Origin of the sequence: Novosphingobium sp. FKTRR1, from assembly GCF_020404405.1 — a bacterium.
Classification (GTDB): domain Bacteria; phylum Pseudomonadota; class Alphaproteobacteria; order Sphingomonadales; family Sphingomonadaceae; genus Novosphingobium.
In genome coordinates this window covers 44,201-68,577 of record NZ_JAIZDA010000004.1, presented here as the reverse complement: position 1 = coordinate 68,577, position 24,377 = coordinate 44,201, and the positions used below count along the sequence as shown (strand labels likewise).

The window sequence follows — 24,377 nt, the reverse complement described above, 5'->3', positions numbered from 1 at the left end:
CCGGGTCAATCGTGTGGGTTTCATGGCCTGCTCCCGATGACTGATGGCTGAATGCCGGACTTGCCCGGCGGTAATGTTGAGGCTTGCTGCGCTGTCGCAGCTTGATTTGGCACTGGTTTGCCGCGCGGGCTGATCAGTCCAAGAGTCCGCGGATCACGCACCGAGGCCGGATCGTACATCGATTTGAGCGACGTGATCAGTTGCAGGAACGGCGCACGGATGTTGACGTTGAACTGGATCGGCAAGTTTGCCACTTGCCGCGTCAGGAAGTTCTTGCTGGCGGCGCTACCCTGCTTTATCCCGCTGAACTTGACGTTGGTCACGATCTCGCCCGCCAGATCGCCCTGCATGGTGATGATCATGGTGCGATAGTCCATCGATTTGAGCGCCGCGAAGGCGTAGTTGGCCATCGGCGACAAGTCCTTGTAAGTCAGCGCACCGACATAGGCGACGGTTCCGCCCGGCGCGCGCGACACCAGATTGCCACCGACGATGCGCCCCTTGTCGCCATCGAATTCGAGCGGCAACTGACCATCGAACACCCCGGTTGCCGACAGGTTCGACAGGTCCATGCGTTCAAGGAACCTTGCGGCATCCAGTTTGTCGATGACCAGCGTGAAACGGCGCACTTCGGTTTGCGCAAGATGCAGCACCGCAGGTTTGAGCGAAAGCCGCCCGCCAAGGAACGGCCAGCGTGCATCGTTGAGCACGACCACCTGATCGGGCAGCAGTTGCAGATCGACCGTCCCGTCGTTAACCTCGATCCCCGGATTGACCGAAGCGACCCGCACGACCTGATGCGGCGCGGTCACCAGCCCGATCAGGTCGGTGAAGTCGAGTGCGCCCGACAACCCCTTGACCGGGCCGAACGCTGCGGCAAGATCCAGTCCCGTGGTGGCAAAACGGCCGCTGCTGGTCAGCTTGTCGCCCTTCCAGTCGATCCGCCCCTTGCCGGTGACCGTACCGTTGGCATTGGCGACCACACCGAGCGCCAGCTTGCTGAGATCGGCCGGTTGCAACCCCGCGTTGTCCTTGCGATCCTCGAACTTCAGGCCGTCGACGGCAATGTCGGCATGGCCCGCCTTGGTGATGGCATCGTGGTGGATCGTGGCATGAACCACCTCGCCACCGGTTTTTGGCGCGAACAGCCGGGCATCGGCATCGATGCGGTTGTCGGCAAGCGTCAGGGTCGCGTCCTTGGCGTGGAGCGGTTCGAACCGGGCGACCTTCTGACGGTCGGTCAGGTCGAACACGGCATCGCTCACTGTCAGACGGCCATCGGCCAGACGCCAGCGCCCCGTGCCCTTGGCGACGTCGGCAGGCACTGCGGCGAAGCGCGCGTCGGCACCGGTAAACTGGCCGCTTACATCTTTGCCTGCCTGCGCGTCGAATGTGTCGAGATGGAGCCGGTTCAGGTTTTCGCCGCTGCCGATCGTGATCCCAAGCGCTTGCGCGTTGAGCCGTCCTGCGCCGTTGCCATAGCCGAACGCCAGCGGGCCGCCCGCGACCGCCAGCGGGCTCTCCCCCAGCCGTCCGGTCAGGGTCAGCGCGGGCAGCCGTCCGCCAATGCGCAAGCCACCGGTACCGCCGCGCACGATCGCCGCGTCCGCGCCTTGCGGACATAGCGTCAAGGCCTGCCGCGTGAGGACCAGCGACGCCATGGTCAGTTGCTCGAAGGCAGGCGTCACACAACGCGACCACAACGACCAGTCACCCTGCCGGGAAATCGTCGCCTCCAGCGGCAGGTTGAGGCGCTCGACAGTCCCGCCGGGAAACGCACCCGAAGCCTGCGCTGATCCACTGAGCGTGGCGCTGCCATCAGCTGCTGAGCGGACCGTCAGGTCGGGAATGCCGATCCGGTCGGTGTCGCTGCCATAGGGCTCGAGCCGGGCGCGCAAAACGGTGCCGACACCTTGCTCGCCGCGATCGAATCGCCCGAACACCTGCGGCAATCCGCGCCCGCCGCTTGCAAACTGACCGGCCAGCCGCAACGGCAAGCCTGCTCCGCCGGCCACTTGCAAGCGCGATGCGCTGAGCAAACGCTGGCCACCACGCGCGCGCAGCACCAGATCGGGCATGGCGAGACTCCAGCCCGAGCCGGTCACACCACGATCGACCACCGCATTGCCGCTTTTCCAGACGAATTCGCCGCTCAGCCGACTGCCCACCTCTTCGCGGGTCAGCGCGCCATGCGCCTGCGCCAGAACCGGAGCGATCAGCGTGCCCGATGCAGCAGCCGTGGCGTTGTTCAGCATGCGAGCGATGGCCGCGCCATGGCGTACATCCTCGCCCGCCACGGTGCCCCTGAGTTGAACGTTGGAGAAGCCGTCACGCACGTGGACCCCGCCATCGAGGGACAGCGCGGCCAGCGTCGCTTGCGGCTGGCTGACCCGCTCCGCCCGCAGCGAAACCCGTCCGCCAAGCGCGTCATTGCGCCAGGCGAGCCCGGTAGCCAGGGTAAGTGCGGCGACCCGGGTGTCGCCGACGGATAGCGCACCGGTCTGGCCACGGGCATCGATCGCCAGCCCTTTCAGATCCTTGTCCGCCAGCAGCGCAAGGTCGGCCTGCCCGCCCGACAGCACCAGTCCGGCGGCAGGACAGCGTAGCTCGCCCGTCCGCAGCGGCCCGGCAATACGCGGCCGTTCGTCGCTGATCGACACCTGCCCGTAATAGCTGACACGCCCCGTCCGGCAGCCACCAACCCGCGATTCGGGCACCAGCAGCCCAAGCTGACCGGCAAAACCGTTGCGCAGATTGCCTTGTCCCTCAGCCTTGAACGCCAGACGGCCCAGATCGCTGCCGATCAGGCCGCGCGCATCGTTCAGTTCGACCTGCCAGTCGGGCAGGCGGAAGGGCGCGGTCGAGGGAGCGAAGAGCACTTTGTCGAGCGTGCCAAAGCTCAGCTTGCCGCCCAGGTGGCTGCCGAACAGGCGGGCGCCATCGATGCGCAAACGACCGATGCGTGGACCGGCAAAGCCATAGGCGGGCCGAAGCTCCAGCCGGGCGATGGTAAGATCGGGATGGCGCGGATCGCCGATCACGACGTTGCGCAGCACCTCCACCCCCGGACCGATCGATTCGATCTGATAAGTCGCGGGTAGATCGAGATCGGCCAGGTTAGCGTCGATCACGCGGGTGGCGATGGTATTGCGCGCAAGCCAGACTCCGCCCAGCGCCAGCAGCACGATGCTGCCGGCCGCCAATGCGGCCCGCCGTCGGCGCGAAAAACCGGCACGGGCGGGCTCAGCGCGAAACGCTTGAGCGGCCGCGTCAGAATTTTCCGCCAAATCGGTTGCGTCCGTCATCTGCCCCCTTCTTGCGCAGTGAACCGCCATAGGCAATGCACTGATACATTACGCCCAAGCGACCGAACGGCGCCCCACGCGTTAGAGGAATGACAAACCAAAACCGACTCTTTCCTGAACGGTTGGCCGCAGACGGCAGCAAGACCGACCAAAATCGGCTTCGGGAAGCGGGACACGATCCCTCGGGCCACCGCGCTCGCTTGCGCCAGCGCCTGCTGGTCGGCAATGGCGATGCGCTGGCCGACCATGAAATCATCGAATACCTGCTGATGACGGCGATACCGCGTCAGGATGTGAAACCGCTGGCCCGGCTGCTGCTCAAGCGGTTCGGCTCGCTGTCTGGCGTGTTCAACGCCGATCCGCGCGCGCTGACGGGCATTCCCGGCATCAAGGAAACCGCAGCCGCCGCGCTCAAGATCGTCGGCGTGTCCGCGCTGCGGCTTGCGCGCAGTGCCGTCCGCGAAAAGCCGGTGCTGTCCAGTTGGCAGGCGCTGATCGACTATCTGCATATCGACATGGCGCACCTCAACCACGAGCGGGTGCGCGTGCTTTACCTCGATACGCAGAACCGGCTGATCGTCGATGACGTGCTGAGCGACGGCACGCTGGACGAATCGGCGATCTACACGCGCGAGATCATCCGCAAGGCGATGGACATCGGCGCGGCCTCGATGATCCTTGTCCACAACCACCCCTCGGGCTCGCCGCAGCCGAGCAGGGCCGACATCCAGGTGACGCAGAAAATCATCGAGGCGGCGCGCCTGCTCAACATCTCTGTCCATGATCACGTGATCATCGGGCGCGAAGGCCATGTCTCGATGAAGGCCAAGGGCCTCATCTGAACCGGCCGATGCGGGGTTCTGCACTTGCATCGTCGCGCCGCGCGCCGTAGCGGCAGCGCAACAGCGTCGCGCGCGCTTTATTCGCCGCCCCCTTCAAGCTCGGAGTCGAACCATGGTCCCCCGTTATGCCCGCCCCGCGATGACCGCCATCTGGGAACCGCAGGCGCGCTATCGCATCTGGTTCGAGATCGAGGCGCACGCCACCGAAAAGCTGGGTGAACTGGGCGTGGTTCCGCCCAGCGGCGCGAAGGCGCTGTGGGACTGGTGGGCAACCGAGCCGGTGATCGACGTCGCCGCGATCGACGCGATCGAGGCGGTGACCAAGCACGACGTGATCGCCTTCCTCGATTGGGTGGCGCAGCAGGTCGGCCCCGAAGCGCGCTTCATGCATCAGGGTATGACCAGTTCCGATGTGCTGGACACGACGTTGTCGGTGCAACTGGCGCGCGCGTCGGACATTCTGCTTGATGACATCGACGCCTTGCTTGCCGCGATCCGCCGCCGCGCGTTCGAACACAAGTACACGCCCACCATCGGTCGCAGCCACGGCATTCACGCCGAGCCGACCACGTTCGGCAAGAAGCTGGCAGAAGCCTTTGCCGAGTTCACCCGCTGCCGCGCCCGACTGGTCAACGCCCGCGCTGAAATCGCCACCTGCGCGATCTCGGGCGCGGTTGGAACCTTTGCCAACATCGACCCGCAAGTCGAGGAATACGTTGCCGAAAAGCTGGGCCTTGCGGTCGAACCGGTGTCCACGCAGGTGATCCCGCGCGATCGTCACGCGATGTTCTTCGCCACGCTGGGCGTGATCGCAAGCAGCATCGAACGGCTCGCCACCGAAGTGCGTCACCTGCAGCGCACCGAAGTGCTCGAAGCCGAGGAATACTTCTCGCCGGGGCAGAAGGGCTCGTCGGCGATGCCGCACAAGCGCAATCCGGTGCTCACCGAAAACCTCACCGGCCTTGCCCGCGTGGTACGCTCGGCCGTGACCCCGGCACTGGAGAACGTGGCACTGTGGCACGAGCGTGACATCTCGCACTCGTCGGTCGAACGCTACATCGGGCCGGACGCCACGATCACGCTCGACTTCGCGCTCGCCCGGCTGACCAGCGTGGTCGACAAATTGGTGATCTATCCCGAGCGCATGCAAAAGAACCTCGATCGCATGGGCGGGCTGGTCCATTCGCAGCGCGTGCTGCTGGCGCTGACGCAGGCCGGGGTGACCCGCGACGACGCGTATCGGCTGGTCCAGCGCAACGCGATGCAGGTGTGGCAATCTGACGGACAGCTCAGCTTGCTCGAACTGCTCAAGGCCGACGCCGAAGTCACCGCCGCGCTTACCCCGGCACAGATCGAGGACAAGTTCGACCTTGGCTATCACTTCAAGGCGGTCGATACGATTTTCGACCGGGTGTTCGGACCGGATGCAACTGCTGGCTGAGGCCGGCACACGTCGCAACTGGCATCAGCCTCTGGTCAACTTGCGAAGTTGTGCTTAGGCTTGGTGCAACGACAACAGGAGGATCGTGATGAAAGGTTTGCGCACGTTCCTGTGGCTGGTGCTGATACTGGCGCTGGTGGCATTCACCGCCGCCAACTGGAACTCGGTCGAAGTGCGGATCTGGCCGGGTCTGGTGATGGACGCCAAGCTGCCCGGACTGGTCATAGGCGCGTTCCTCGGCGGCCTTGTCCCGACAGCGCTTGTCCTGCAGGCCACGCGCTGGCGGCTTGGGCGGCGGATTGCCAATCTCGAAGCCACGCTGGGCAACAGCGGCACCGCCAACTCCTCTTCCCTCCCTTCAGACCGGACCGAGCCCCAATCGTGAGCAACCCCATCTATCTCGCGCTCGACTTGCCCCGCCTCGACGCTGCCGTGGCGCTTGCCCAGAAGGTGCGCGGCCATGTCGGCGGGCTCAAGCTCGGGCTCGAATTCTTCTGCGCCCACGGCCATCATGGCGTGCATGAGATCGCCAAGGTCGGCCTGCCGATATTTCTCGACCTGAAGCTGCACGACATTCCCAACACCGTGGCCGCCGCGATGCAGGCCATTCACGTGCTTGAGCCGGCCATTGTCACCGTCCACGCCGCCGGTGGGCGCGCCATGCTTGAGGATGCCAAGGCTGCGGCGGGCGAGCATACCAAGGTCGTGGCCGTGACCGTGCTGACCAGCCTTGACGACGCCGACCTCGCACGGATCGGGGTCAATGGCGGCGCCCATAATCAGGCCCTGCGGCTGGCCGACCTTGCACAGGAAGCCGGACTCGACGGCATCGTATGTTCGGGCCATGAAGTCGGCGCGATCCACCAGCGCTGGAAGAAGGGCTTCTTCGTGGTGCCCGGCCTGCGCCCAGCCGAAGGCAGCGCGGCTGACCAGAAGCGCACCGTCACGCCGCGCGCCGCGCGCGATGCCGGGGCCAGCGTGCTGGTGATCGGTCGCCCGATTGCCCGCGCCGAAGACCCGGTAGCCGCCGCGCGCGCGATCGAAGGTACGCTCTGACCACATTGCCGCGATGACCGAACTCTGCTTTCGCTTCGCCACGCTGGCCGATGTGCCGCGCCTGCGGGCACTGGTCGAATCCGCCTATCGCGGCGCCAGCGCCAAGCGCGGCTGGACGCATGAGGCCGATCTGCTCGATGGGGATCGCACCTCCGACGATGAGTTGGCCAGCCTGATCGCCGATCCCGACAAGCGCGTGCTGCTGGCAGAGGACGCCATTGGCGCACTGGCAGGGTCCGTCAACGCCACGAACCTCGGCAATGGCCGCGCCTATATGGGCATGCTCTGCGTCGATCCGGAACTGCAGAGCGATGGACTCGGCCGCGCGCTGATCGCCGCGATCGAGGCAGTCGCCGTTCGCGAATTCGCCGCCAGCGTGATGGAAATGACCGTGGTCGATGCGCGGCCTGAACTGATCGCCTATTATGAGCGGCGCGGATATGTCCGCACGCCCGAAGTCCGCCCCTTCCCGCTGCCGATCGCCGTGCCGTTCGCCATGGCCGTGCTGGAACGCGCCATCGGCTGAAACTCATTGGCCCATGGATGCCCGCTTAACGCAGGCCGACGTTGCGGTTCATCACCCTGTCATCACTGCTGCCCCACCATGGGTCCATCGTAACAGGGAGACCAATCTGATGACCCGCACCGTTCTTGTCGCCTCGCTCGCCGCGCTTCCGCTTGCCGCGATGGCGCTGCCCGCCACCGCTCAAACGCTGTCGAGCGGGCCGGTGGTCGCCGCTGGCGATGCCGTGCTGACGCTCACCGCCGAGGGCAAAACGACGGCCACGCCCGATCTGGCGCTGTTTTCGGCAGGCGTGACGACGCAAGCCAAGTCGGCATCGGGCGCGCTGTCTGACAATGCGAACAAGATGAACCACGTGATCGCCGCGCTCAAGAAGGCAGGCATCGCCGACCGTGATATCCAGACAAGCAACCTGTCGGTGAACCCGGTCTATGCCGAGCAGCGCCCGGACAACAACGGCTCCGGCCCGCGCGAACCAGCGATCGTCGGCTATCAAGCCACCAATCAGGTACAGGTCAAGCAGCGCCGCGTCAGCGAATTCGGCAAAGTCATCGACACGCTCGTCTCCGCCGGGGCCAACCAGATCAGCGGTCCCCAGTTCCTGCTCGACAATCCCGATGCCGCCACCGATCAGGCGCGGGTCGAGGCGGTCAGCAAGGCCCGCGCGCGCGCCGAGCTTTACGCCAAGGCTTCGGGCCTGCGGGTGCTGCGCGTGCTGACGATCAGCGAAGGCGGTGGCTACAACCCGCAGCCGATGCCGGTGTTCGCCATGGCCAAGGCGATGCGCGCCGACGCCCCCAGCCCGGTCGCGGCAGGCGAACTCGATATCGCCGCCAGCGTCACGGTGACTTACGAACTGGCCCCGACCGCCAACTGATCGCACGCCCGACAAGTCGGTTTGACGCATGCGCATGGCTGGCCTAACCCGCCACCATGCGCACGCCACTTATCAAGATCTGCGGAATTTCGACGCCCGACACGCTCGATGCGGCCGTCGCCGCGCGTGCCGATTACATCGGGCTGGTGTTCTTTGCCAAAAGCCCGCGCACCGTCGATCCGGCGCTGGCCGCAGCACTTGCCAACCGCGCCGCCGGCAAGGTCAGGGTCGTAGGGCTGTTCGTTGATCCCCAGCCCGCGTTTCTGAGCGAAGTTCTGGCGCAAGTGCCACTCGACGTGCTGCAACTTCACGGCAAGGAAGACGCGGCCACGCTGGCGCGCATCCAAGCCGAAACCGGGCGCGAGGTGTGGAAGGCGATCGGTGTCCGCAAACGCGCCGATCTTGCCGCGGCAAAGACCTTCGTCGGCGCGGCCGACCGCATTCTCTATGACGCAAAGCCGCCCGAAGGCGCCGACCTGCCCGGCGGTACGGGTTTGCGCATCGATTGGGACTTGTTGCGCGGGGTCAGCCATCCCTTGCCCTGGATGCTGGCGGGCGGGCTTGATCCTGCCAATGTGGGCGAAGCGATCGGACTGACCGGAGCGACTGCGGTGGATGTCTCAACCGGCGTTGAAAGCGCCCCCGGCATCAAGGATGCAGGCAGGATCGCAGCATTCTGCGCGGCCGTTCGCGCTGCTTGATATCCGTACAAAAAAAGGGCAGCGATTCCGCTAGGAACCGCCGCCCTGTTCAAGTTTTTGCACGCACAATGCGCGCAGGTGGGTTCGGTCAGAAGTGCGTGCCGATGCCGATCAGCACGCCGTTTGCAGCGGCTGAGCGCTGCGATGCATAGTAATGACGATATTCGGCCTTGCCATAGACGCCGGGCAGGATCGGGTGCTGGATGCCGCCGCCTGCGTTCCACACGCTGTCGCCACCCCGATAGGACCGCGTGGCGTAACCACCGACGGCATAGATCTTGCCGATGGCAGGAAGCTCAAACCCCGCGCGCCCAGCCAGACCCAAGGAAACGCGTGCACCTCTGGTCAAACCCTTGTCGAGATCGGCTTCAGCACCGACGAACACCGGCCCGACCACTGTGGTGTCAACGCCGCCGCTGACGCCGATGACGCCCTTGGCATGACCATGCGACCACACCGGTCCGGCATGAACTTCACCGCGCCAATCGTAATCACCTGCCTTGGCGACAGTCGGCGCAACAAAAGCACCAAATGCTGCAAGCGTAATAATCAGATGACGCATGGCGACTTCTCCAAAGCGCAAAAACATCTCTGCTCTGCTTCAACGCGGCTTCTAAAGTTCACGCAACTGATCGACAACAGGAAATCTGAAAAGCGCGGTCAAGCGGCCAGTGATCGTAACAAATATGCCACACATCGCGCTCGATACTGGATGTGCACTTGTTGGATCGCCGGACGTCCGCTGCTTTCATTCTGCGGCCAGCGCGCCCCGCTGCCCGCCGCAACCTTGCTGCAGGCTGAACGCGCCTCGCGTGATCACCATGTGGCGGGAGCCGCCCATGCGGGCAGCGACACCTGTTTTGCGGGGTGAATCTGGACAATCGCCCTGCGCTCTGCCAAGCGACCGGGCATGACCGCTCAGACCCCAAACAGCTTCCGCAACCAGCCTGACGAGCGCGGCCACTTCGGCCAGTTCGGCGGGCGTTATGTCGCCGAAACGCTGATGCCGCTGGTGCTCGACCTTGAAGCCGAATACCGCAAGGCCAAGGCCGACCCGGCGTTCCAGGCTGAGTTCGACGACCTGCTCGAACACTATGTCGGCCGCCCCAGCCCGTTGTACTTCGCCCCCCGCCTCACCGAGGAATTGGGCGGCGCGCAAGTGTGGTTCAAGCGTGACGAGCTCAACCACACCGGCGCGCACAAGATCAACAACTGCATCGGCCAGATCCTGCTGGCCATCCGCATGGGCAAGACGCGGATCATCGCGGAAACCGGCGCGGGTCAGCACGGCGTCGCCACGGCCACCGTCTGCGCGCGCTTCGGCCTGCCTTGCGTGATCTTCATGGGCGCAACCGACGTGGCGCGCCAGGCGCCCAATGTGTTCCGCATGAAGCTGCTGGGCGCCGAAGTGGTGCCCGTTACCGCAGGCGCCGGCACGCTCAAGGACGCGATGAACGAGGCGCTGCGCGACTGGGTGGCGAACGTGCACAACACGTTCTACATCATCGGCACCGCCGCCGGTCCGCATCCTTACCCCGAACTCGTCCGCGACTTCCAGAGCGTGATCGGGCGTGAGGCGCGCGCGCAGATGCTCAGCCGCATCAATCGCCTGCCCGATCTGTTGGTCGCGGCCATCGGCGGCGGCAGCAACGCCATCGGCCTGTTCCACCCCTTCCTCGATGATCCCAGCGTCAAGATGCTGGGCGTGGAGGCTGCGGGCCACGGGTTGCACGACCTGCACGCCGCCAGCCTTGCCGGTGGCAAGCCGGGCGTCCTCCACGGCAACAAGACCTATCTGCTGCAGGACGAGGACGGCCAGATCCTTGAAGGCCATTCGATCTCGGCAGGTCTGGACTATCCCGGGATTGGGCCGGAACACGCCTGGCTCAAGGAAAACGGCCGGGTGGAATATACCTCGGTCACCGACACCGAGGCGCTCGACGGCTTCCAGTTGCTGTGCCGCACCGAAGGCATCATCCCCGCGCTGGAGCCCGCCCACGCCATCGCCGCGGTCAAGAAGATCGCCCCGACGATGGACAAGGACCAGATCATCCTGGCCAACCTGTGCGGCCGCGGCGACAAGGACATCTTCTCGGTCGCGGAGCATCTGGGGGTTACGTTGTGAGGCTGGGCGCGGGGCACTATGCTGTGTCCTGCGCCGCCTTGCTGACTACTGCACTTGCCTTACTGCAGTGGTTGAACTCTGGCGCATTCCGTTGGCAACCTACCGACACAGCAGCGCCACGTTGTGTGTATGATTGCTCGATTGTTGGTTTTGGCTATGTAGTCGCGACGGCAGCACTAATCGCTTTTGCGACTTCAGTCCTGTGCGGGGTTGCAGCGATTTGGAAATTCAAGAGATGATCCCGATGCAAAGTGTTGTGAGCATTGGCCAGCAAGCTGTCCCGGCCCTTGTCACCCTGAACTTGTTTCAGGGTCCATCGGGCATCAGACGCGGTGCCAGCAATTCCAGAATCGGCGGTGATGTTGGCATTATGCCGCATTCCTCAGCACAACCGGCAAAATGGACCCTGAAACAAGTTCAGGGTGACGAAGGTAGTTCGATATGACGTTTCGAAGCCCAACCCACTCCCCTCAAGGGGAGCGGGCCAAGTGACCACCCGCCTCTCTGCCGCCTTCGCCAAGGGCCATCCGGCGCTCGTCTGCTTCGTCACCGGGGGCGATCCCACGCCCGCCGCCACGCCCGCCATCCTTGATGCGCTTGTCGAGGGCGGGGCCGATGTGATCGAACTGGGCATGCCGTTCACCGATCCGATGGCCGATGGCCCGGCGATCCAGTTGGCCAACTTGCGCGCGCTCGGTGCGGGGACCAGGACCGCCGACATCTTCCGCATCGCCAAGGACTTCCGCGCGCGCCATCCTGATGTGCCGCTGGTGCTGATGGGCTATGCCAACCCGATGATCGTGCGCGGGCCCGAATGGTTTGCCAATGCCTGCGCCGATGCGGGCGTCGATGGCGTGATCTGCGTCGACATTCCGCCCGAAGAGGACGCCGAGCTCGGGCCCTCGCTGCGCGCCAAGGGCATCAGCCCGATCCGTCTGGCCACGCCGACCACCGATCATGCGCGGCTTCCCGCTGTGCTCGATGGATCGTCAGGTTTCCTCTATTACGTGTCGGTCGCCGGGATCACCGGCAAGCAGTCGGCCGCGCTCGCCAGCATCGAGGAAGCGGTGACGCGGATCAAGCAGACCGCGCAAGTGCCGATCGCCGTCGGCTTCGGCGTGCGCACCCCCGAACAGGCCGGGCCGATTGCGGCCGTGGCCGATGGCGTGGTCGTCGGCTCGGCGATCATCGACCTTGTCCAACAGCATGGCGCGAATGCCGCAGGCCCGGTGCGAGACCTTGTCCGCGCGCTGGCCGATGCCGTTCACGCCGCCCGCAAGGGCACATTGTGAGGAGTATCCGGGTATGAGCTGGATCACCAAAGTCCGCAACGCGCTGCCGTTCACGCCCAAGCGCGACACGCCCGACAACTTGTGGATCAAGTGCCCGTCGTGTGCCGAGATGCTGTTCGTCAAGGACTACCAGGAAAACCTGTCGGTCTGCCCGCGTTGCGAACACCACGGCCGCATCGGTGCCGATGCGCGGCTGTCGCAACTGCTTGACCCCGGTTTCACCCTGCTGCCCGCGCCCAAGGTCAAGGACGACCCGCTCAAGTTCCGTGACTCCAAGCGCTACGTCGACCGGATCAAGGCCGCCCGCGCCGCCAATCCGCATGCCGATGCGCTGACCAACGGCGTCGGCACGATCAACGGGCACAAGGCCGTGGTTGGCGTTCAGGAATTCGCCTTCATGGGCGGGTCGATGGGCATGGCGGTGGGCGATGCATTCATTGCCGGGGTCCGGGCCGCGATCAAGGAAAAGGCGCCCTACATCGCCGTCACCGCTGCCGGTGGCGCACGCATGCAGGAAGGCATCCTGTCATTGATGCAGATGCCCCGCACCACGGTGGCGATCTCGCTGCTGCATGCGGCGGGGCTGCCCTATATCGTCGTACTGACCGATCCCACCACGGGGGGCGTCACCGCCAGCTATGCCATGCTGGGCGACGTACAGATTGCCGAACCGGGCGCTCTGATCGGCTTTGCCGGGCAGCGCGTCATTCAGGACACGATCCGCGAAAAGCTGCCCGAAGGCTTCCAGCGCGCCGAATACCTGCACGCCCATGGCATGCTCGACATGGTGGTCCATCGCCGCGACCTGAAGGCTACCTTGGCCACGGTGCTCGACTACCTTATGGCGGGCAAGGCGGCGGCGTAAGGCGCCTTCGTGAAAGACTTCGCCATATCCGAAAACCCGCGGGTGCAGGCGCAGCTTGACCGGCTGGGCGCGTTGAGCCTGCCGCAAGGGCGGCTCGGGCTCGACACCGTGCGCACGATGTGCGCGCGGCTCGGCGATCCGCAGCGGCGCCTGCCGCCGGTGTTCCATGTTGCGGGGACCAACGGCAAAGGCTCGACCTGCGCCTATTTGCGCGCCATTCTGGAGGCGCAAGGGCTGACCGTCCATAGCGCGACCAAGCCGCATCTGGTCCGCTACAACGAACGCATCCGCATTGCCGGGCAACTGGTCGGCGATGACCATCTGGCCGACCTGCTGGGCCGTGTGCTCGATGCCAGCGAGGATCTGGGCCCCAGCTTCTTCGAAGTGACGACGGTCGCCACGTTTCTGGCCTTTGCCGAGACGCATGCCAACGCCTGCGTTATCGAGACCGGCCTTGGCGGACGGCTCGACGCAACCAACGTGCTGGAAAGCCCGGCGGTTTGCGGCATCGCCACGCTCGGCATCGACCACGAAGCGTTCCTGCTGGTTCCCGAGGCTGGCACCCCCGCAGAGCCATTGGCGCGCATCGCCTTTGAAAAGGCCAGCATCGCCAAGCCGGGCGCGCCCCTGGTGACGCAGACGTATCCCGAACCGGCGTTGTCATCGGTACTTCAAACCGCTGCAAGGATCGGTGCGCCGGTCGTGCTGCGCAGTCGCGACTGGTGGGCGGACGTGAGCGCAGACGGCATCGCCTATCGCGACGCGTCAGGATCGCTCGACTTGCCCCTGCCCATGCTGCCCGGTGTCCATCAGGGCGACAACGCCGCGCTGGCCGTCGCCATGTTGCGTCATCAGGATGCGGTGCAAGTCAGCCCGGAAGCGATGGCGCAGGGCATCCGCGCCGCGCGCTGGCCCGCGCGGTTGCAGCGCCTGTCCGACGGCCCGCTGACCGCGCTTGCGGGCAATCGCACGGTCTGGCTCGATGGCGGGCACAACCCAGACGCCGGACTTGCCATCGCCCGCCATCTCGCGCCGCTGCCGCCGATGCATCTGATCATGGGCATGCTTTCGAGCAAAGATCCCGCCGCGATCCTGACCCCTCTGGCCGACCGCGTGCTGTCGGTCTCGATCGTTCCCGCACCGGGGCATGACGCGCATCGGCCCGAGGACTTCGCGCCGTTCACCCGCCTGCCCGTGCACAGCTTTGCCGATGTGGCGCAGGCGCTGGCGGCCCTGCCCGGTGATGGCGACGTGCTGATTGCGGGTTCGCTCTACCTTGCCGGTGACGTGCTGCGGCGAAACGGTGAAGTGCCGGATTGATCGGGTTCAACCAATCTGTCCGGTCGGCTCGCTCAGCTTGATCTCCCGCCCCGTCCGCAGCCATTCCAGCAGTACGAACACCACCGCCACACCGCCCGCTGCCGCCGTCCAGCGGAACACGGTGGCATAGCCATAGAGATCGAACGCCTCACCCGCGATGCCGCGCCCCAGCGATCCGATGAGGAACGTCAGCGAGGACAGCAGCGCATATTGCACCGCCGTGTAATTCTTGCTGACGATGCCCGACAGATAAGCGACGAAGGCCGCGCCCGCGATGCCGGTGGACACATTCTCGAAGCTGATTGCCAGCAACAGCCGGATCATCCGCTCGTCAAAGCCGAACAGACCGAACAGCGCCTTCAAGCCGATCGCGCTGCCCACCGCGTCGATATGCACCGCCCCTTCGGCAAGGTCGGCATAGACGAAATTGCCCAGCACCGGCAGCACCGCGCCGATCAGGATCGTCGGCATCCGCCCCAGCCGCAGGAACAGAAAGCCGCCAAGGCTGATCCCGGCTATCGTCATGAAAATGCCGAACAGCTTGGATGCAAAGGCCACCTCGTCCTTGGTGTAGTGCAGATATTCGAGGTAGAACGGAAAGGCGAAGCTGGACCAGATGTTGTAGCACAAGGTGTAGGTCAGGATCATGCCGATCACCACGAGCACGCCCCAGCCCAATCGACCGGACAGTTCGGCCAGCGGCGATACCAGCGCGACATAGAGATGGTCGGCCGCGTTGCGCACCGCGCCCTTGCGCGTGTCAGGCCCGGTCAGAACCGCCATGCCGCGCGCCTTCAACGCGTTGGTCACCGCCGCCACGATCAAGGGTACCGCCACTGTCGCGGCCACGATCCATGGCGCCATGGTGCGCGTAAAATCGCCCACGGAGGGGTGCTTCTGCCCTGGCGGCAGAGGGCTGAGCATGCCGATCATGAAGTGCGCGATCGTGCCGATGGCCCATGCCCAACTCAGCCCGACCACGATCAGCGCCACTGCACGGGCGCGCGGGTCCAATGCTCCCGCCTCACCCAGCGCGGCATAGAGCGCACCCTGCCCGCCGCGCGGTGTATCGGGCGCGCGCAAAGTGACGATCACGATCAGCGCGATGAACCCGGCCATCAGCAGATAGACCAGCGGCCAGCCCAGCCGCCCGGCCAGCACCAGCGCCAGCGCTCCGCCGACAATCGAAGCGATGCGGTAGCCGAACTGATAGATCGACGAGAGCAATTCGACCGGCGCGATCTCGTCCGCCACGTCGATCCGCCAGGCGTCGATCGCCACGTCCTGCGTGGCAGAGGCAAGCGCGGCGAGGAATGCAAACAGCGCGAACGTGCCGATGGCATGGACCGGATCGGTCGCGGCAAGGCCTGCGAAAGCCAGCACCAGCACGATCTGGCACAGCACGATCCAGCTTTTGCGGCGCCCCAGTGTGCCCAGCCCCGGCAGGGCCAGCCGGTCCACCAGCGGCGACCACAGGAACTTGAACGAGTACGACAGGCCGATCCACGACAGCACGCCGATGGTGGCAAGGTCGACCTTGGCTTCGCCCAGCCACGCGTTGAGCGTACCGATCAGCAGTGCATAGGGCAGGCCCGAGGCGAAACCGAAGCCCAGCATCGTGCCCGACTTGCGGTTGCTCAGCGCCACGCGCAACAAGCGCCAGCCTTTGGGGCGCGGCGCGGCGGTCGATGCCATGGATGTCCTTTCGCGGGTCTTGATGCCACAACGAAACCCGATGTTCGCGGATATCGCTTCGATCTTGCAGACTAACGGGCTTTCCCGCCAAGGCTAGGGGTGACGCGCGCCTCATCCCCCGCTATGGGCACAAGATGGCATTTCCTCCAAAAGACAAGAGCGGCCGCCCGGGACGGCCCGCCGCTCCCAAAGGCGCTTCGCGCGGTGGCCCTCGTGGCCCCGCCGCAGGTGACCGGACCCCCACCGATGGCAAGAACTTCGGTGACAAGAGCAGCGCAGGCCGAGGTCGGCGTGGTCGCCAGCGCGATGACACCGCTGGCGAATGGGTGACCACAGGCAAGATTTCAGGCGAACGGACTGCCACAGACCGCAATCGCAAGCCCCGAGACCGTTCCGAGCCGCAGGAAGCCCCGCGCAGCGGCAAGCCCTATGGCGAGCGCACGTCTTCCGCCCCGGCGCGGGCAGCGACGCCACGCAGCAAGGACGATCCTGCAGCCAAGCCCTATAGTGCCAGGCCCTCAGCCGGAACCGGGTCCACGCCCCGGTCGGTCCAGCCGCGCGGCTATGCCGGTGTGGCGCCCGATCGCCGTGGCACGCCCGGCAACCTGAGCGTCGGTTCGCGGCGCTCGGACGGCCCGTTTGGCGGAAGGGCTGCTGCCGGAGCGCCGATCGTCCACGCCGGCCAACGCCCGCCCCGAGTGCCCGCCGCAGGCAAGGCACCGGTCGTGCACAAGCCATCTGAACTGGGTGAAGGCGACCGTATTGCCAAGCTGCTCGCGCGCGCAGGTGTTGCCAGCCGCCGCGAAGTCGAACGCCTGATCAGCGAAGGCCGGGTCAAACTGAACGGTGAAGTCATCACCACTCCGGCCACCGTGCTCACATCGCTGCGCGGCGTATCGGTGGATGACACGCTGGTCGGTCCTGCCGCTGCCACCCGCCTGTTCCGCTTTCACAAGCCCGAAGGCCTGATCACCGCCGAGCGCGATCCCGCCGGACGCCCGACGATCTACAACGCACTGATCAATGCGCTGCCCCCCGGCACGCCGCGGGTCATGCCGGTCGGGCGGCTCGACCTCAGTACCGAAGGGCTGCTGCTGCTGACCAACGACGGCGAACTCAAGCGGGCGATGGAACTGCCCGCCACCGGCGTGCCGCGCACTTATCGCGCGCGAACCTTTGGCGACATCAGCCAGCCCCGTCTGGAAGAACTGATGGCGGGCATAGAGATCGAGGGCGTTCGCTATGGTCCGATCAACGCCAATATGGAGCGCCGCACCGGGCGCAACCAGTGGATCGAGATGACCCTGACCGAAGGCAAGAACCGCGAAGTGCGCCGCGTGCTCGAATTCATCGGGCTGCAGGTGTCTCGCCTGATCCGCACGGCTTATGGCCCGTTCGAACTGGCCGACCTGCCGCGCGGCGCTGCCGAGGAAATCCCGCAAGTCATGGTCGAGCGTTTCCGCAAGAGCTTGAAGGCATGAGGGGCCGCGCATGAGCTTGCGGATCATTGCCGGGCAATGGCGTGGCCGAAAGCTGCAAGTGCCCGAGAGCGAAGCCACCCGGCCGACATCGGACCGCACGCGCGAAACGCTGTTTTCGATGCTCAACAGCCGCCTTGGCAGCTTTGACGGATTGGCGGTGGCCGATCTGTTTGCCGGGTCGGGCGCGTTGGGGCTTGAGGCGCTGTCGCGCGGGGCCGCCAGCGCGATAATCGTCGAGCAGGATCCGCCCGCGATCCGCGCCATCCGTGCCAACATCGCCAACTTGCGCGCGCAAGCCCAGTGCGATGTGCGCGCCTGTTCGGTCATGTCGCTGGGCGTGGCCAAGGCACCGCTCGATGTCGTGTTCCTCGATCCACCCTATGGCACCGGCGCGGGCGCGGTGGCGATCGACAAGCTGGTGCGGCTGGGCTGGATCGGCGAAGCGACGTGGATCAGTCTGGAAACCGCCGCCAGCGAACCGCCGCAGATCCGCTCGTGCACGCTCGATGCCGAGCGCAAGGTGGGCAAGGCTTTGATCTCGTTGTTCCGGCGCACAAATCCGGCGTAAGCTCGGGCTCAGGCCGTTCTGCGCGAGGCGGACCGGACCCCGGCAAACGTGACGGCGCCAGCTACGGTCAGGAACAGCCCGACAAAGGCGGTGCCGCCCGCAGCCGCAAGCCAGCTTGCGGCAAACGGCGCCAGTGCGCCGCCGATGATCCCGCCAAGGTTGAACGCCACCGAGATGCCGGTGTAGCGCACCTCGACCGGGAACAACGTCGGCAGCCAACTGCTTACCGGTCCGTAGACCAGCCCCATCACGAACAGCGCCGCCGACAGCGTCACGAACACGATCGGCAACTGACCCGAGCCGAGCCCGCTGCCAAAGCCAAGACCTACCAGCGCCGTCAGCCCCGCCCCGACCGACAACACCCGCGCAGCGCTCGTCCGGTCGGCCCAGGCTCCGGCAAAGATGATTCCCAGCGCAAGAAACGTATTGGCCCCCAGTTGCACCGCCAGAAACGCCTGCTTGGAGTAGCCCAGCTTGGTCGTGGCGAAAGACAGCGCGAACGTGGTGGCAAGGTAGAACACGGCAAAGCAGGCAACCACACCCGCCGTGCCTGCCAGCACCGCGCCCGGATGGTGACGCAACAGGCGACCGACGGGGACGGCAGGAGGCGCCGAGTGGTCGCGCGCTTCGCGAAATGCGGCGGTCTCGCCGATCCGCAAGCGCACCCACAAGCCCACGCCGACCAGCAGCACCGAGGCAAGGAAAGGCAAGCGCCAGCCCCATGCCACGAAATCGGCCTCGGACAACGTCGCACCCAGCAGCAGGAACAACCCGTTGGCAAACAGAAAGCCCAGCGGAGCCCCCAATTGCGGGGCTGAGCCAAAGCGTGATTCCCATCCCTTTGGCGCATTCTCGACCGCCAGCAGCGATGCCCCGCCCCATTCACCGCCAAGCCCGAACCCTTGCCCGAACCGCAGTACGCACAGCAGCGCAGGCGCAACCGGACCAGCCATCGCATACGTCGGCAGGAAGGCGATCAGCAGAGTCGACGCCCCCATCAGCATCAGCGACGCCACCAGCGTCGATTTTCGGCCAAGCCGATCGCCGAAGTGGCCGAACGCGATCGCCCCCAACGGACGCGCCACGAACGCCAACCCCAGCGTCATGAACGAAAGCAGCACCTGCGCGGCGGGCGATTGCACCGGGAAGAACAGCGGCCCGATCACCAGCGCGGCCGCCGTGGCATAGATATAGAAGTCGTAAAACTCGACCGCAGTCCCCACCAAACTGGCCATAAGGATGCGCGCATGGCGCCTGATCGGATGCATCTGCGGCTTCCCCTTCCAAGCCGGTCACGGCTGATCATGCCCGGCTGAGCTTACTTTGGCCGCATAGCGTTCGATGCAGCGGCGGCCAACACCTGGTTACGCCTTCGCCGCCAACGCTCCGCTTCAGGCACTTGGTCAAGCCAGCGATCATCCTATTTGCAAGTATGACAATCAGTAACAAGCTCTTTCACCAATGGGCTGACCCTGAAAAAACCTGCACGGCTTAACGAAACCACAACCTCATACCGCCAAAATGGATGCATCAGCGGGGGCTGCAGCAATGCAATTCATCAAGTACATTTTTGCGGGTATTTTGTTCATCTGGCTGTTGAGCGTTGCCTCGTGCGCGATGCTTGGCACCGGCACGGTGATGGTTATCGATAGCGTGGCCAATTCCGACACGGCCAAACGCGTGGCTCGCAGAATCCGTGAGGATGAATTGAAAGAGCACAACGAGCGCGCCAACCACGAATCGTACCACGACCACGATGACTACGAACAGGAATATTACGACAAATAGAACCGCCTAGCGCGGCCCCCCCTTGCTCTGCGCGATCATGTTCCCTAATCGTTCCGGCGTGACCGTTCCTGCGCATCCCGACTCCGCCGCCGCCGACAACGCCTGGCTCGATGGCCTCAATCCGCCGCAGCGCGAAGCCGTGCTGACCAGCGAAGGGCCCGTGCTCATGCTGGCCGGCGCCGGCACCGGCAAGACTGCCGCCCTGACCGCGCGCCTCGCCAATCTGCTGCGCGAACGCAAGGCCTGGCCTAGCGAGATCCTGTGCGTGACGTTCACGAACAGGGCCGCGCGCGAGATGCGCGAACGCGTTGGCGCGCTGATCGGCCCGGCGGTCGAAGGGATGCCATGGCTGGGCACGTTTCACGCCATCGCCGCGCGAATGCTGCGTCGTCATGCCGAACTGGTCGGGCTGCAAAGCAACTTCACGATCATCGACACCGACGATCAGTTGCGCCTGCTCAAGCAGTTGATTCAGGCCGAGGGCATCGACGACAAGCGCTGGCCGGCGCGCCAGTTGGCCGGACTGATCGACCGATGGAAGAACCGCGGCTACAACCCCGCCGACCTTGATGCGCTGGAAAACGAGGCCTGGGCCAACGGCAAGGGGCAGCGTTTCTATACGCTGTATCAGGATCGGCTGCGCGCGCTCAACGCCTGCGATTTCGGCGATCTCCTGTTGCACATGCTCAACATTTTCCGGCGTGAGCGCGATGTGCTCGAAAGCTACCAGCAGCGCTTCAAGTACGTGATGGTAGACGAATATCAGGACACCAACGCGGTGCAGTATCTGTGGCTGCGGCTGATCGCACAGACCCGCAAGAACATCTGCGTGGTGGGTGACGACGACCAGTCGATCTATTCATGGCGCGGCGCCGAAGTCGCCAACATCCTGCGGTTTGAAAAGGATTTTCCCGGCGCCAAGGTGATCCGGCTCGAACAGAACTATCGCTCCACCCCGCACATTCTGGGTGCCGCATCGGGCCTCATTGCCGAGAACTCGGAACGATTGGGCAAGACGCTGTGGACCGAACGGGACGGCGGCGACAAAGTCCGCGTGATCGGCGTGTGGGACGGACCCGAAGAAGCGCGCCGGGTGGGCGAGGACATCGAGCGGCTCGAACGCGAGGGCCTGCCACTGGATCGCGTGGCCATTCTGGTGCGCGCCCAGTTCCAGACGCGTGAGTTCGAGGATCGCTTCATCCAGATCGGGCTCGGCTACCGGATCGTCGGCGGCTTTCGCTTCTACGAGCGCGCTGAAATCCGCGATGCGCTCGCCTACTTGCGGCTGATCTCGTCCCCGTCCGACGATCTGGCGTTCGAGCGAATCTACAATACCCCCAAGCGGGGGCTTGGCGACAAGACGCTGGAAAAGCTGCACCGCTTTGCCCGGGCGCAGTCGGTGCCATTGCTGCGCGCCGCGCTCGACATTTGCGACACCGACGAACTGCCCGCCCGCGCGCGCAACACGTTGATTGCGCTGATCCGCGACTTTGCGCGTTGGCGCGACAACGTCGCCACGCTGACCCCGGCGGAACTGGTGCGCACCATGCTTGAGGAAAGCGGCTACACCGCAGCGCTTCAGGCTGAAAAGAGCACAGAGGCGAGCGGGCGGCTGGAAAACCTCACCGAATTGGCGCGGGCGATGGAGGAGTACGAGACGCTCGGCGACTTCCTCGAGCATGTCAGTCTGGTGATGGACAACGAGAACGCGGCCGACACCGAAAAGGTCACGATCATGACCATGCACGGCGCCAAGGGCCTTGAATTCGATCAGGTGTTCCTGCCCGGCTGGGAAGAAGGGGTTTTCCCCTCGCAGCGCTCGCTTGATGAAGGGGGCCTCGCCAGTCTGGAAGAAGAACGCAGGCTGGCATACGTGGCGATCACCCGCGCAAGACGGCGCTGCACGATCATCCATGCCGCCAATCGCCGCATCTATGGCCAGTGGACCAGTTCGATCCCCAGCCGGTTCATCGGCGAACTGCCCGCCGAGCATATCGAAGAGGAAACCACCCTGTCGGGCGGTGCTTCGCTGTGGCGCGCACAGTGGTCTGAACATGCCGATCCGTTTGCCGATGTGGTGCGCAACCAGCCCGGCAAGGCGGCATCGCGCGGTCCAGGCTGGCAACGCGCAGCCGCAACACAGGATTTCAATCCGGTGCCGCGCAGAATTGCCGAGCCATCGCGCAGCGCCGCCAGTTTTGCCAGCAAACCGCGTACCGACGTTCACATCGGCACGCGCGTTTTCCACGACAAGTTTGGTTATGGGACCGTTGCCGCCCAGGAAGGCAACAAGCTGGAAATCGATTTCGAGACGGCAGGGCGTAAGCGCGTGATCGACAGCTTCGTCAAACCTGCCGCGTAAGCTGCTCGGCTTCGATCAGCGCGCGGTCTTTGCAGCCTCCGCCTTGTTCGACAGGATATTCAGCGACACGGACAGCGAATCGCCAAGTCCCGCCATCGCCGTGACCGCCGAAACCGCAATCAGCGAGGTAAGCAGGCTGTATTCGATCGCGGTCGCAGCCCGTTCGTTGATGAACAGTCGGCGCAGGAAAGCCATGAAACCAACCCTCGTCAGCCCCGCATGAATCGCGGGATTGATTAACGATTGGGCTACAATTCCGAAGAAAACGTTAACGAATGCCCGGTGAATCTTACCGGACCCGATCAGGCTTCGAGAAAAAATCGTTTAATTCAAACGACCCGTCCCGTTGGCACCAGCACGTTCTCGTTACGCGCACTGGTTAATGCAGGATGAAACAGCCGTGCATTCAAGCGCTTGGTATAAGGAGACAGTGCACTGAAACCAGTTCGCAGAATTCAGTGCCCCGAGTTCAGTTCCCAGAACTCAGTTCAACGCCGAAACGTGCAGGAAACCGGGCACTGGGCCGTTCCAATCGGAGGCAACCGGTGAAGGCTGCGCCGGAATCCGCTGTGGCGCATTGCTGCCTTCCTTGGCGGCTTCGGCGCGCCGAGCCGGTGCCTTGGGCGGGGTTGCTTCGGCACGGGTTGCAGGGGACGGTTCAGGCCGCTTGACAGGCGCTGGCGCTGGCGCTGCTGGTGCTGCCACCGCGACAGGCTCTGCGTCGCGCTCAGTCCTGCTCGTCCGCGGACGGCGTTCGCCCCGGGCCGGCCGCTCGGACTGCTCGGCAGCAGCAGGACGTTCGCCACGGGCAGGACGGTCTGAACGACCGGGTCGCTCGGTACGCGCCCTGCGTCCACCCGCGCTCCGCTCCTCAGCCTGATCGCCGCGTGCCGGTTCGGGCACCGCAGAGCCACCGAGGTTGACGACCATTTCCGGGATCTTGAACCCGGTCAGCTTTTCGACATTGTCGATCGCCTCGGCATCCTCGGGCGCAACCAGCGTGAAAGCGCGGCCGGTGGCGCCACCGCGACCGGTACGGCCGATGCGATGGACATAGTCATCGGGATGCCAGGGCGTGTCGAAGTTGAAGACGTGGCTTACGCCCTTCACGTCGAGTCCGCGCGCGGCGACGTCGGACGCGCACAGGATGTCGATCGCGCCGTCCTTGAACTTCTGCAGTTCGGCGTTGCGCGCCGACTGGTCCATGTCCCCGTGAATTTCACCAGCCGAAAAGCCGTGGCTCTGCAGGCTCTTGGCCAGCTCGCGCACGGTCGTCTTGCGGTTGGCGAAGATGATCGCCGTGGTCACGTTGTCGGTCCGCAGCAAATGGCGCAGCACTTCGCGCTTGGCGCGGCTGGCAACCTTGACCTTGTGCTGGACGATGCTGGTGTTGTTGGACGCCGGGCGCGCCACTTCGATCGACTTGGGGTTCGACAGGAACTTGTCGGCCAGTTTCTTGATCGGCGGCGGCATCGTGGCCGAAAACAGCAGCGTCTGACGGGTAGCCGGAAGCTTCGAACAGATGGTCTCGATATCGGGAATGAACCCCATGTCGAGCATGCGGTCGGCTTCATCGATCACCAGCAGATCGCAACCGGTCAAGAGGATCTTGCCGCGTTCGAACAAGTCCATGAGGCGGCCCGGCGTGGCGATCAGCACGTCGACCCCGTCCTGCAGTGCCTTGACCTGATCGCCCATCTGTACGCCGCCGATCAGCAGCGCCATTTTGAGATCGTGGTTCTTGCCGTACTTTTCAAAGTTTTCGGCGACCTGCGCGGCAAGCTCACGCGTCGGTTCAAGGATGAGCGAGCGGGGCATCAGCGCACGACGACGGCCATGCGCAAGGATGTCGATCATCGGCAATACGAACCCGGCGGTCTTGCCGGTGCCGGTCTGGGCAATGCCGATGATGTCGCGCATCATCAGCACGGAAGGGATGCACTGCGCCTGAATCGGCGTCGGCTCATCATAGCCGGCATCGATCACCGACTTCAGCAATTCTTCGGACAGGCCGAGGTCGGCAAATTTCATGCGGAGCAGGTTTCCGGAGTAAAAAGGGAACGGCAGTAACAGACCGACGACGACGCCGGACTGCGCAATCCGGCGCATCGTTACCAATGGTTGCGCGCTTTGCCG

At 64.8% G+C, this 24,377-nt stretch carries 23 protein-coding genes; 17 read left to right on the top strand and 6 right to left on the bottom strand.

Features of this window, described 5'->3' with window-relative positions:
* Window positions 1–20: 20 nt before the first annotated feature.
* Window positions 21–3,305, bottom strand: coding sequence for a YdbH domain-containing protein (locus tag LDN95_RS05780; RefSeq protein ID WP_226016699.1), 3,285 nt, complete (start codon window positions 3,303–3,305; stop codon window positions 21–23).
* Between the two features lie 89 nt (window positions 3,306–3,394).
* Here LDN95_RS05780 and radC point away from each other — a divergent pair, with 89 nt between their 5' ends.
* From radC to LDN95_RS05745, 7 genes are all read left to right on the top strand, one after another.
* Window positions 3,395–4,147: a DNA repair protein RadC gene (radC, locus tag LDN95_RS05775; RefSeq protein ID WP_226016698.1), complete on the top strand. Its 753-nt coding sequence runs from the start codon at window positions 3,395–3,397 to the stop codon at window positions 4,145–4,147.
* Window positions 4,148–4,259: 112 nt separating this feature from the next.
* The gene (gene purB / locus LDN95_RS05770) at window positions 4,260–5,588 is read left to right on the top strand and encodes an adenylosuccinate lyase (protein ID WP_226016697.1); all 1,329 of its coding nucleotides are present in this window, start codon (window positions 4,260–4,262) and stop codon (window positions 5,586–5,588) included.
* Between the two features lie 88 nt (window positions 5,589–5,676).
* Window positions 5,677–5,973, top strand: coding sequence for a DUF1049 domain-containing protein (locus LDN95_RS05765; RefSeq protein ID WP_226016696.1), 297 nt, complete (start codon window positions 5,677–5,679; stop codon window positions 5,971–5,973).
* Window positions 5,970–6,644, top strand: a complete 675-nt coding sequence (gene pyrF, locus LDN95_RS05760; RefSeq protein ID WP_226016695.1) for an orotidine-5'-phosphate decarboxylase — start codon at window positions 5,970–5,972, stop codon at window positions 6,642–6,644. Before LDN95_RS05765 ends, pyrF begins: the two co-directional genes overlap by 4 nt.
* 13 nt (window positions 6,645–6,657) lie before the next feature.
* Complete coding sequence (locus LDN95_RS05755) at window positions 6,658–7,170, top strand: GNAT family N-acetyltransferase (RefSeq protein WP_226016694.1); 513 nt, start codon at window positions 6,658–6,660, stop codon at window positions 7,168–7,170.
* A gap of 109 nt (window positions 7,171–7,279) precedes the next feature.
* Window positions 7,280–8,044 carry an SIMPL domain-containing protein gene (locus LDN95_RS05750; protein WP_226016693.1) on the top strand — a complete coding sequence of 255 codons (765 nt, stop codon included), beginning with the start codon at window positions 7,280–7,282 and terminating at the stop codon, window positions 8,042–8,044.
* Window positions 8,045–8,100: 56 nt separating this feature from the next.
* The gene (locus LDN95_RS05745) at window positions 8,101–8,745 is read left to right on the top strand and encodes a phosphoribosylanthranilate isomerase (RefSeq protein WP_226016692.1); all 645 of its coding nucleotides are present in this window, start codon (window positions 8,101–8,103) and stop codon (window positions 8,743–8,745) included.
* Window positions 8,746–8,833: 88 nt separating this feature from the next.
* On the opposite strand, the gene LDN95_RS05740 is transcribed toward LDN95_RS05745, so the two are convergent.
* Window positions 8,834–9,307: a hypothetical protein gene (locus tag LDN95_RS05740; protein ID WP_226016691.1), complete on the bottom strand. Its 474-nt coding sequence runs from the start codon at window positions 9,305–9,307 to the stop codon at window positions 8,834–8,836.
* Between LDN95_RS05740 and LDN95_RS05735 the strand changes: the two genes are divergently transcribed.
* From LDN95_RS05735 to LDN95_RS05710, 6 genes are all read left to right on the top strand, one after another.
* A complete protein-coding gene (locus LDN95_RS05735; RefSeq protein ID WP_226016690.1) occupies window positions 9,299–9,616 on the top strand; it encodes a hypothetical protein in 318 nt (105 codons plus the stop codon). The two genes, LDN95_RS05740 and LDN95_RS05735, sit on opposite strands and share 9 nt — an antisense overlap.
* A gap of 39 nt (window positions 9,617–9,655) precedes the next feature.
* Complete coding sequence (trpB, locus tag LDN95_RS05730; protein ID WP_226016689.1) at window positions 9,656–10,870, top strand: tryptophan synthase subunit beta; 1,215 nt, start codon at window positions 9,656–9,658, stop codon at window positions 10,868–10,870.
* A gap of 220 nt (window positions 10,871–11,090) precedes the next feature.
* Window positions 11,091–11,315, top strand: a complete 225-nt coding sequence (locus LDN95_RS05725) for a hypothetical protein (protein ID WP_226016688.1) — start codon at window positions 11,091–11,093, stop codon at window positions 11,313–11,315.
* Between the two features lie 43 nt (window positions 11,316–11,358).
* Window positions 11,359–12,162: a tryptophan synthase subunit alpha gene (trpA, locus tag LDN95_RS05720; protein ID WP_226016687.1), complete on the top strand. Its 804-nt coding sequence runs from the start codon at window positions 11,359–11,361 to the stop codon at window positions 12,160–12,162.
* A gap of 13 nt (window positions 12,163–12,175) precedes the next feature.
* Entirely contained in the window at window positions 12,176–13,027 is an 852-nt protein-coding gene (gene accD / locus LDN95_RS05715) for an acetyl-CoA carboxylase, carboxyltransferase subunit beta (protein ID WP_226016686.1), read from the top strand.
* Window positions 13,028–13,036: 9 nt separating this feature from the next.
* Complete coding sequence (locus tag LDN95_RS05710; protein ID WP_226016685.1) at window positions 13,037–14,347, top strand: folylpolyglutamate synthase/dihydrofolate synthase family protein; 1,311 nt, start codon at window positions 13,037–13,039, stop codon at window positions 14,345–14,347.
* Window positions 14,348–14,353: 6 nt separating this feature from the next.
* Here the strand turns inward: LDN95_RS05710 and LDN95_RS05705 are convergent, their stop codons facing one another.
* On the bottom strand, window positions 14,354–16,042 hold the full coding sequence (locus LDN95_RS05705) for an MFS transporter (protein WP_226016684.1): 1,689 nt from the start codon (window positions 16,040–16,042) through the stop codon (window positions 14,354–14,356).
* A 134-nt stretch (window positions 16,043–16,176) separates the two neighbouring features.
* On the opposite strand from LDN95_RS05705, the gene LDN95_RS05700 reads away from it, so the two are divergent.
* Together LDN95_RS05700 and rsmD are read left to right on the top strand one after the other, a co-directional pair.
* The gene (locus LDN95_RS05700) at window positions 16,177–17,523 is read left to right on the top strand and encodes a pseudouridine synthase (RefSeq protein WP_226016683.1); all 1,347 of its coding nucleotides are present in this window, start codon (window positions 16,177–16,179) and stop codon (window positions 17,521–17,523) included.
* A 10-nt stretch (window positions 17,524–17,533) separates the two neighbouring features.
* Window positions 17,534–18,091 carry a 16S rRNA (guanine(966)-N(2))-methyltransferase RsmD gene (gene rsmD / locus LDN95_RS05695; RefSeq protein ID WP_226016682.1) on the top strand — a complete coding sequence of 186 codons (558 nt, stop codon included), beginning with the start codon at window positions 17,534–17,536 and terminating at the stop codon, window positions 18,089–18,091.
* An 8-nt stretch (window positions 18,092–18,099) separates the two neighbouring features.
* On the opposite strand, the gene LDN95_RS05690 is transcribed toward rsmD, so the two are convergent.
* Window positions 18,100–19,359: an MFS transporter gene (locus LDN95_RS05690; protein ID WP_226016681.1), complete on the bottom strand. Its 1,260-nt coding sequence runs from the start codon at window positions 19,357–19,359 to the stop codon at window positions 18,100–18,102.
* 253 nt (window positions 19,360–19,612) lie between these two features.
* On the opposite strand from LDN95_RS05690, the gene LDN95_RS05685 reads away from it, so the two are divergent.
* Entirely contained in the window at window positions 19,613–19,879 is a 267-nt protein-coding gene (locus tag LDN95_RS05685; RefSeq protein ID WP_226016680.1) for a hypothetical protein, read from the top strand.
* Between the two features lie 37 nt (window positions 19,880–19,916).
* Window positions 19,917–22,241, top strand: a complete 2,325-nt coding sequence (locus tag LDN95_RS05680) for an ATP-dependent helicase (RefSeq protein ID WP_370631656.1) — start codon at window positions 19,917–19,919, stop codon at window positions 22,239–22,241.
* A 15-nt stretch (window positions 22,242–22,256) separates the two neighbouring features.
* Here the strand turns inward: LDN95_RS05680 and LDN95_RS05675 are convergent, their stop codons facing one another.
* Window positions 22,257–22,436: a Flp family type IVb pilin gene (locus tag LDN95_RS05675; protein ID WP_226016678.1), complete on the bottom strand. Its 180-nt coding sequence runs from the start codon at window positions 22,434–22,436 to the stop codon at window positions 22,257–22,259.
* Between the two features lie 288 nt (window positions 22,437–22,724).
* Window positions 22,725–24,272 (bottom strand): DEAD/DEAH box helicase, encoded by a 1,548-nt coding sequence (locus tag LDN95_RS05670; RefSeq protein ID WP_226016677.1) that lies wholly within the window; start codon window positions 24,270–24,272, stop codon window positions 22,725–22,727.
* Window positions 24,273–24,377: the final 105 nt, after the last annotated feature.

Bases quoted from the DNA above. Each gene is read 5' to 3' on its own strand.
- LDN95_RS05700 (WP_226016683.1), top strand. From the start codon at position 16,177: ATGGCATTTCCTCCAAAAGACAAGAGCGGCCGCCCGGGACGGCCCGCC.
- LDN95_RS05705 (WP_226016684.1), bottom strand. From the start codon at position 16,042: ATGGCATCGACCGCCGCGCCGCGCCCCAAAGGCTGGCGCTTGTTGCGC.
- LDN95_RS05685 (WP_226016680.1), top strand. From the start codon at position 19,613: ATGGATGCATCAGCGGGGGCTGCAGCAATGCAATTCATCAAGTACATT.
- LDN95_RS05755 (WP_226016694.1), top strand. From the start codon at position 6,658: ATGACCGAACTCTGCTTTCGCTTCGCCACGCTGGCCGATGTGCCGCGC.
- LDN95_RS05750 (WP_226016693.1), top strand. From the start codon at position 7,280: ATGACCCGCACCGTTCTTGTCGCCTCGCTCGCCGCGCTTCCGCTTGCC.
- LDN95_RS05745 (WP_226016692.1), top strand. From the start codon at position 8,101: ATGCGCACGCCACTTATCAAGATCTGCGGAATTTCGACGCCCGACACG.
- LDN95_RS05670 (WP_226016677.1), bottom strand. From the start codon at position 24,272: ATGAAATTTGCCGACCTCGGCCTGTCCGAAGAATTGCTGAAGTCGGTG.
- LDN95_RS05765 (WP_226016696.1), top strand. From the start codon at position 5,677: ATGAAAGGTTTGCGCACGTTCCTGTGGCTGGTGCTGATACTGGCGCTG.
- LDN95_RS05740 (WP_226016691.1), bottom strand. From the start codon at position 9,307: ATGCGTCATCTGATTATTACGCTTGCAGCATTTGGTGCTTTTGTTGCG.
- LDN95_RS05735 (WP_226016690.1), top strand. From the start codon at position 9,299: ATGACGCATGGCGACTTCTCCAAAGCGCAAAAACATCTCTGCTCTGCT.
- LDN95_RS05680 (WP_370631656.1), top strand. From the start codon at position 19,917: ATGTTCCCTAATCGTTCCGGCGTGACCGTTCCTGCGCATCCCGACTCC.
- accD (WP_226016686.1), top strand. From the start codon at position 12,176: ATGAGCTGGATCACCAAAGTCCGCAACGCGCTGCCGTTCACGCCCAAG.
- LDN95_RS05690 (WP_226016681.1), bottom strand. From the start codon at position 19,359: ATGCATCCGATCAGGCGCCATGCGCGCATCCTTATGGCCAGTTTGGTG.
- LDN95_RS05675 (WP_226016678.1), bottom strand. From the start codon at position 22,436: ATGGCTTTCCTGCGCCGACTGTTCATCAACGAACGGGCTGCGACCGCG.
- radC (WP_226016698.1), top strand. From the start codon at position 3,395: ATGACAAACCAAAACCGACTCTTTCCTGAACGGTTGGCCGCAGACGGC.
- LDN95_RS05780 (WP_226016699.1), bottom strand. From the start codon at position 3,305: ATGACGGACGCAACCGATTTGGCGGAAAATTCTGACGCGGCCGCTCAA.
- purB (WP_226016697.1), top strand. From the start codon at position 4,260: ATGGTCCCCCGTTATGCCCGCCCCGCGATGACCGCCATCTGGGAACCG.
- trpB (WP_226016689.1), top strand. From the start codon at position 9,656: ATGACCGCTCAGACCCCAAACAGCTTCCGCAACCAGCCTGACGAGCGC.
- rsmD (WP_226016682.1), top strand. From the start codon at position 17,534: ATGAGCTTGCGGATCATTGCCGGGCAATGGCGTGGCCGAAAGCTGCAA.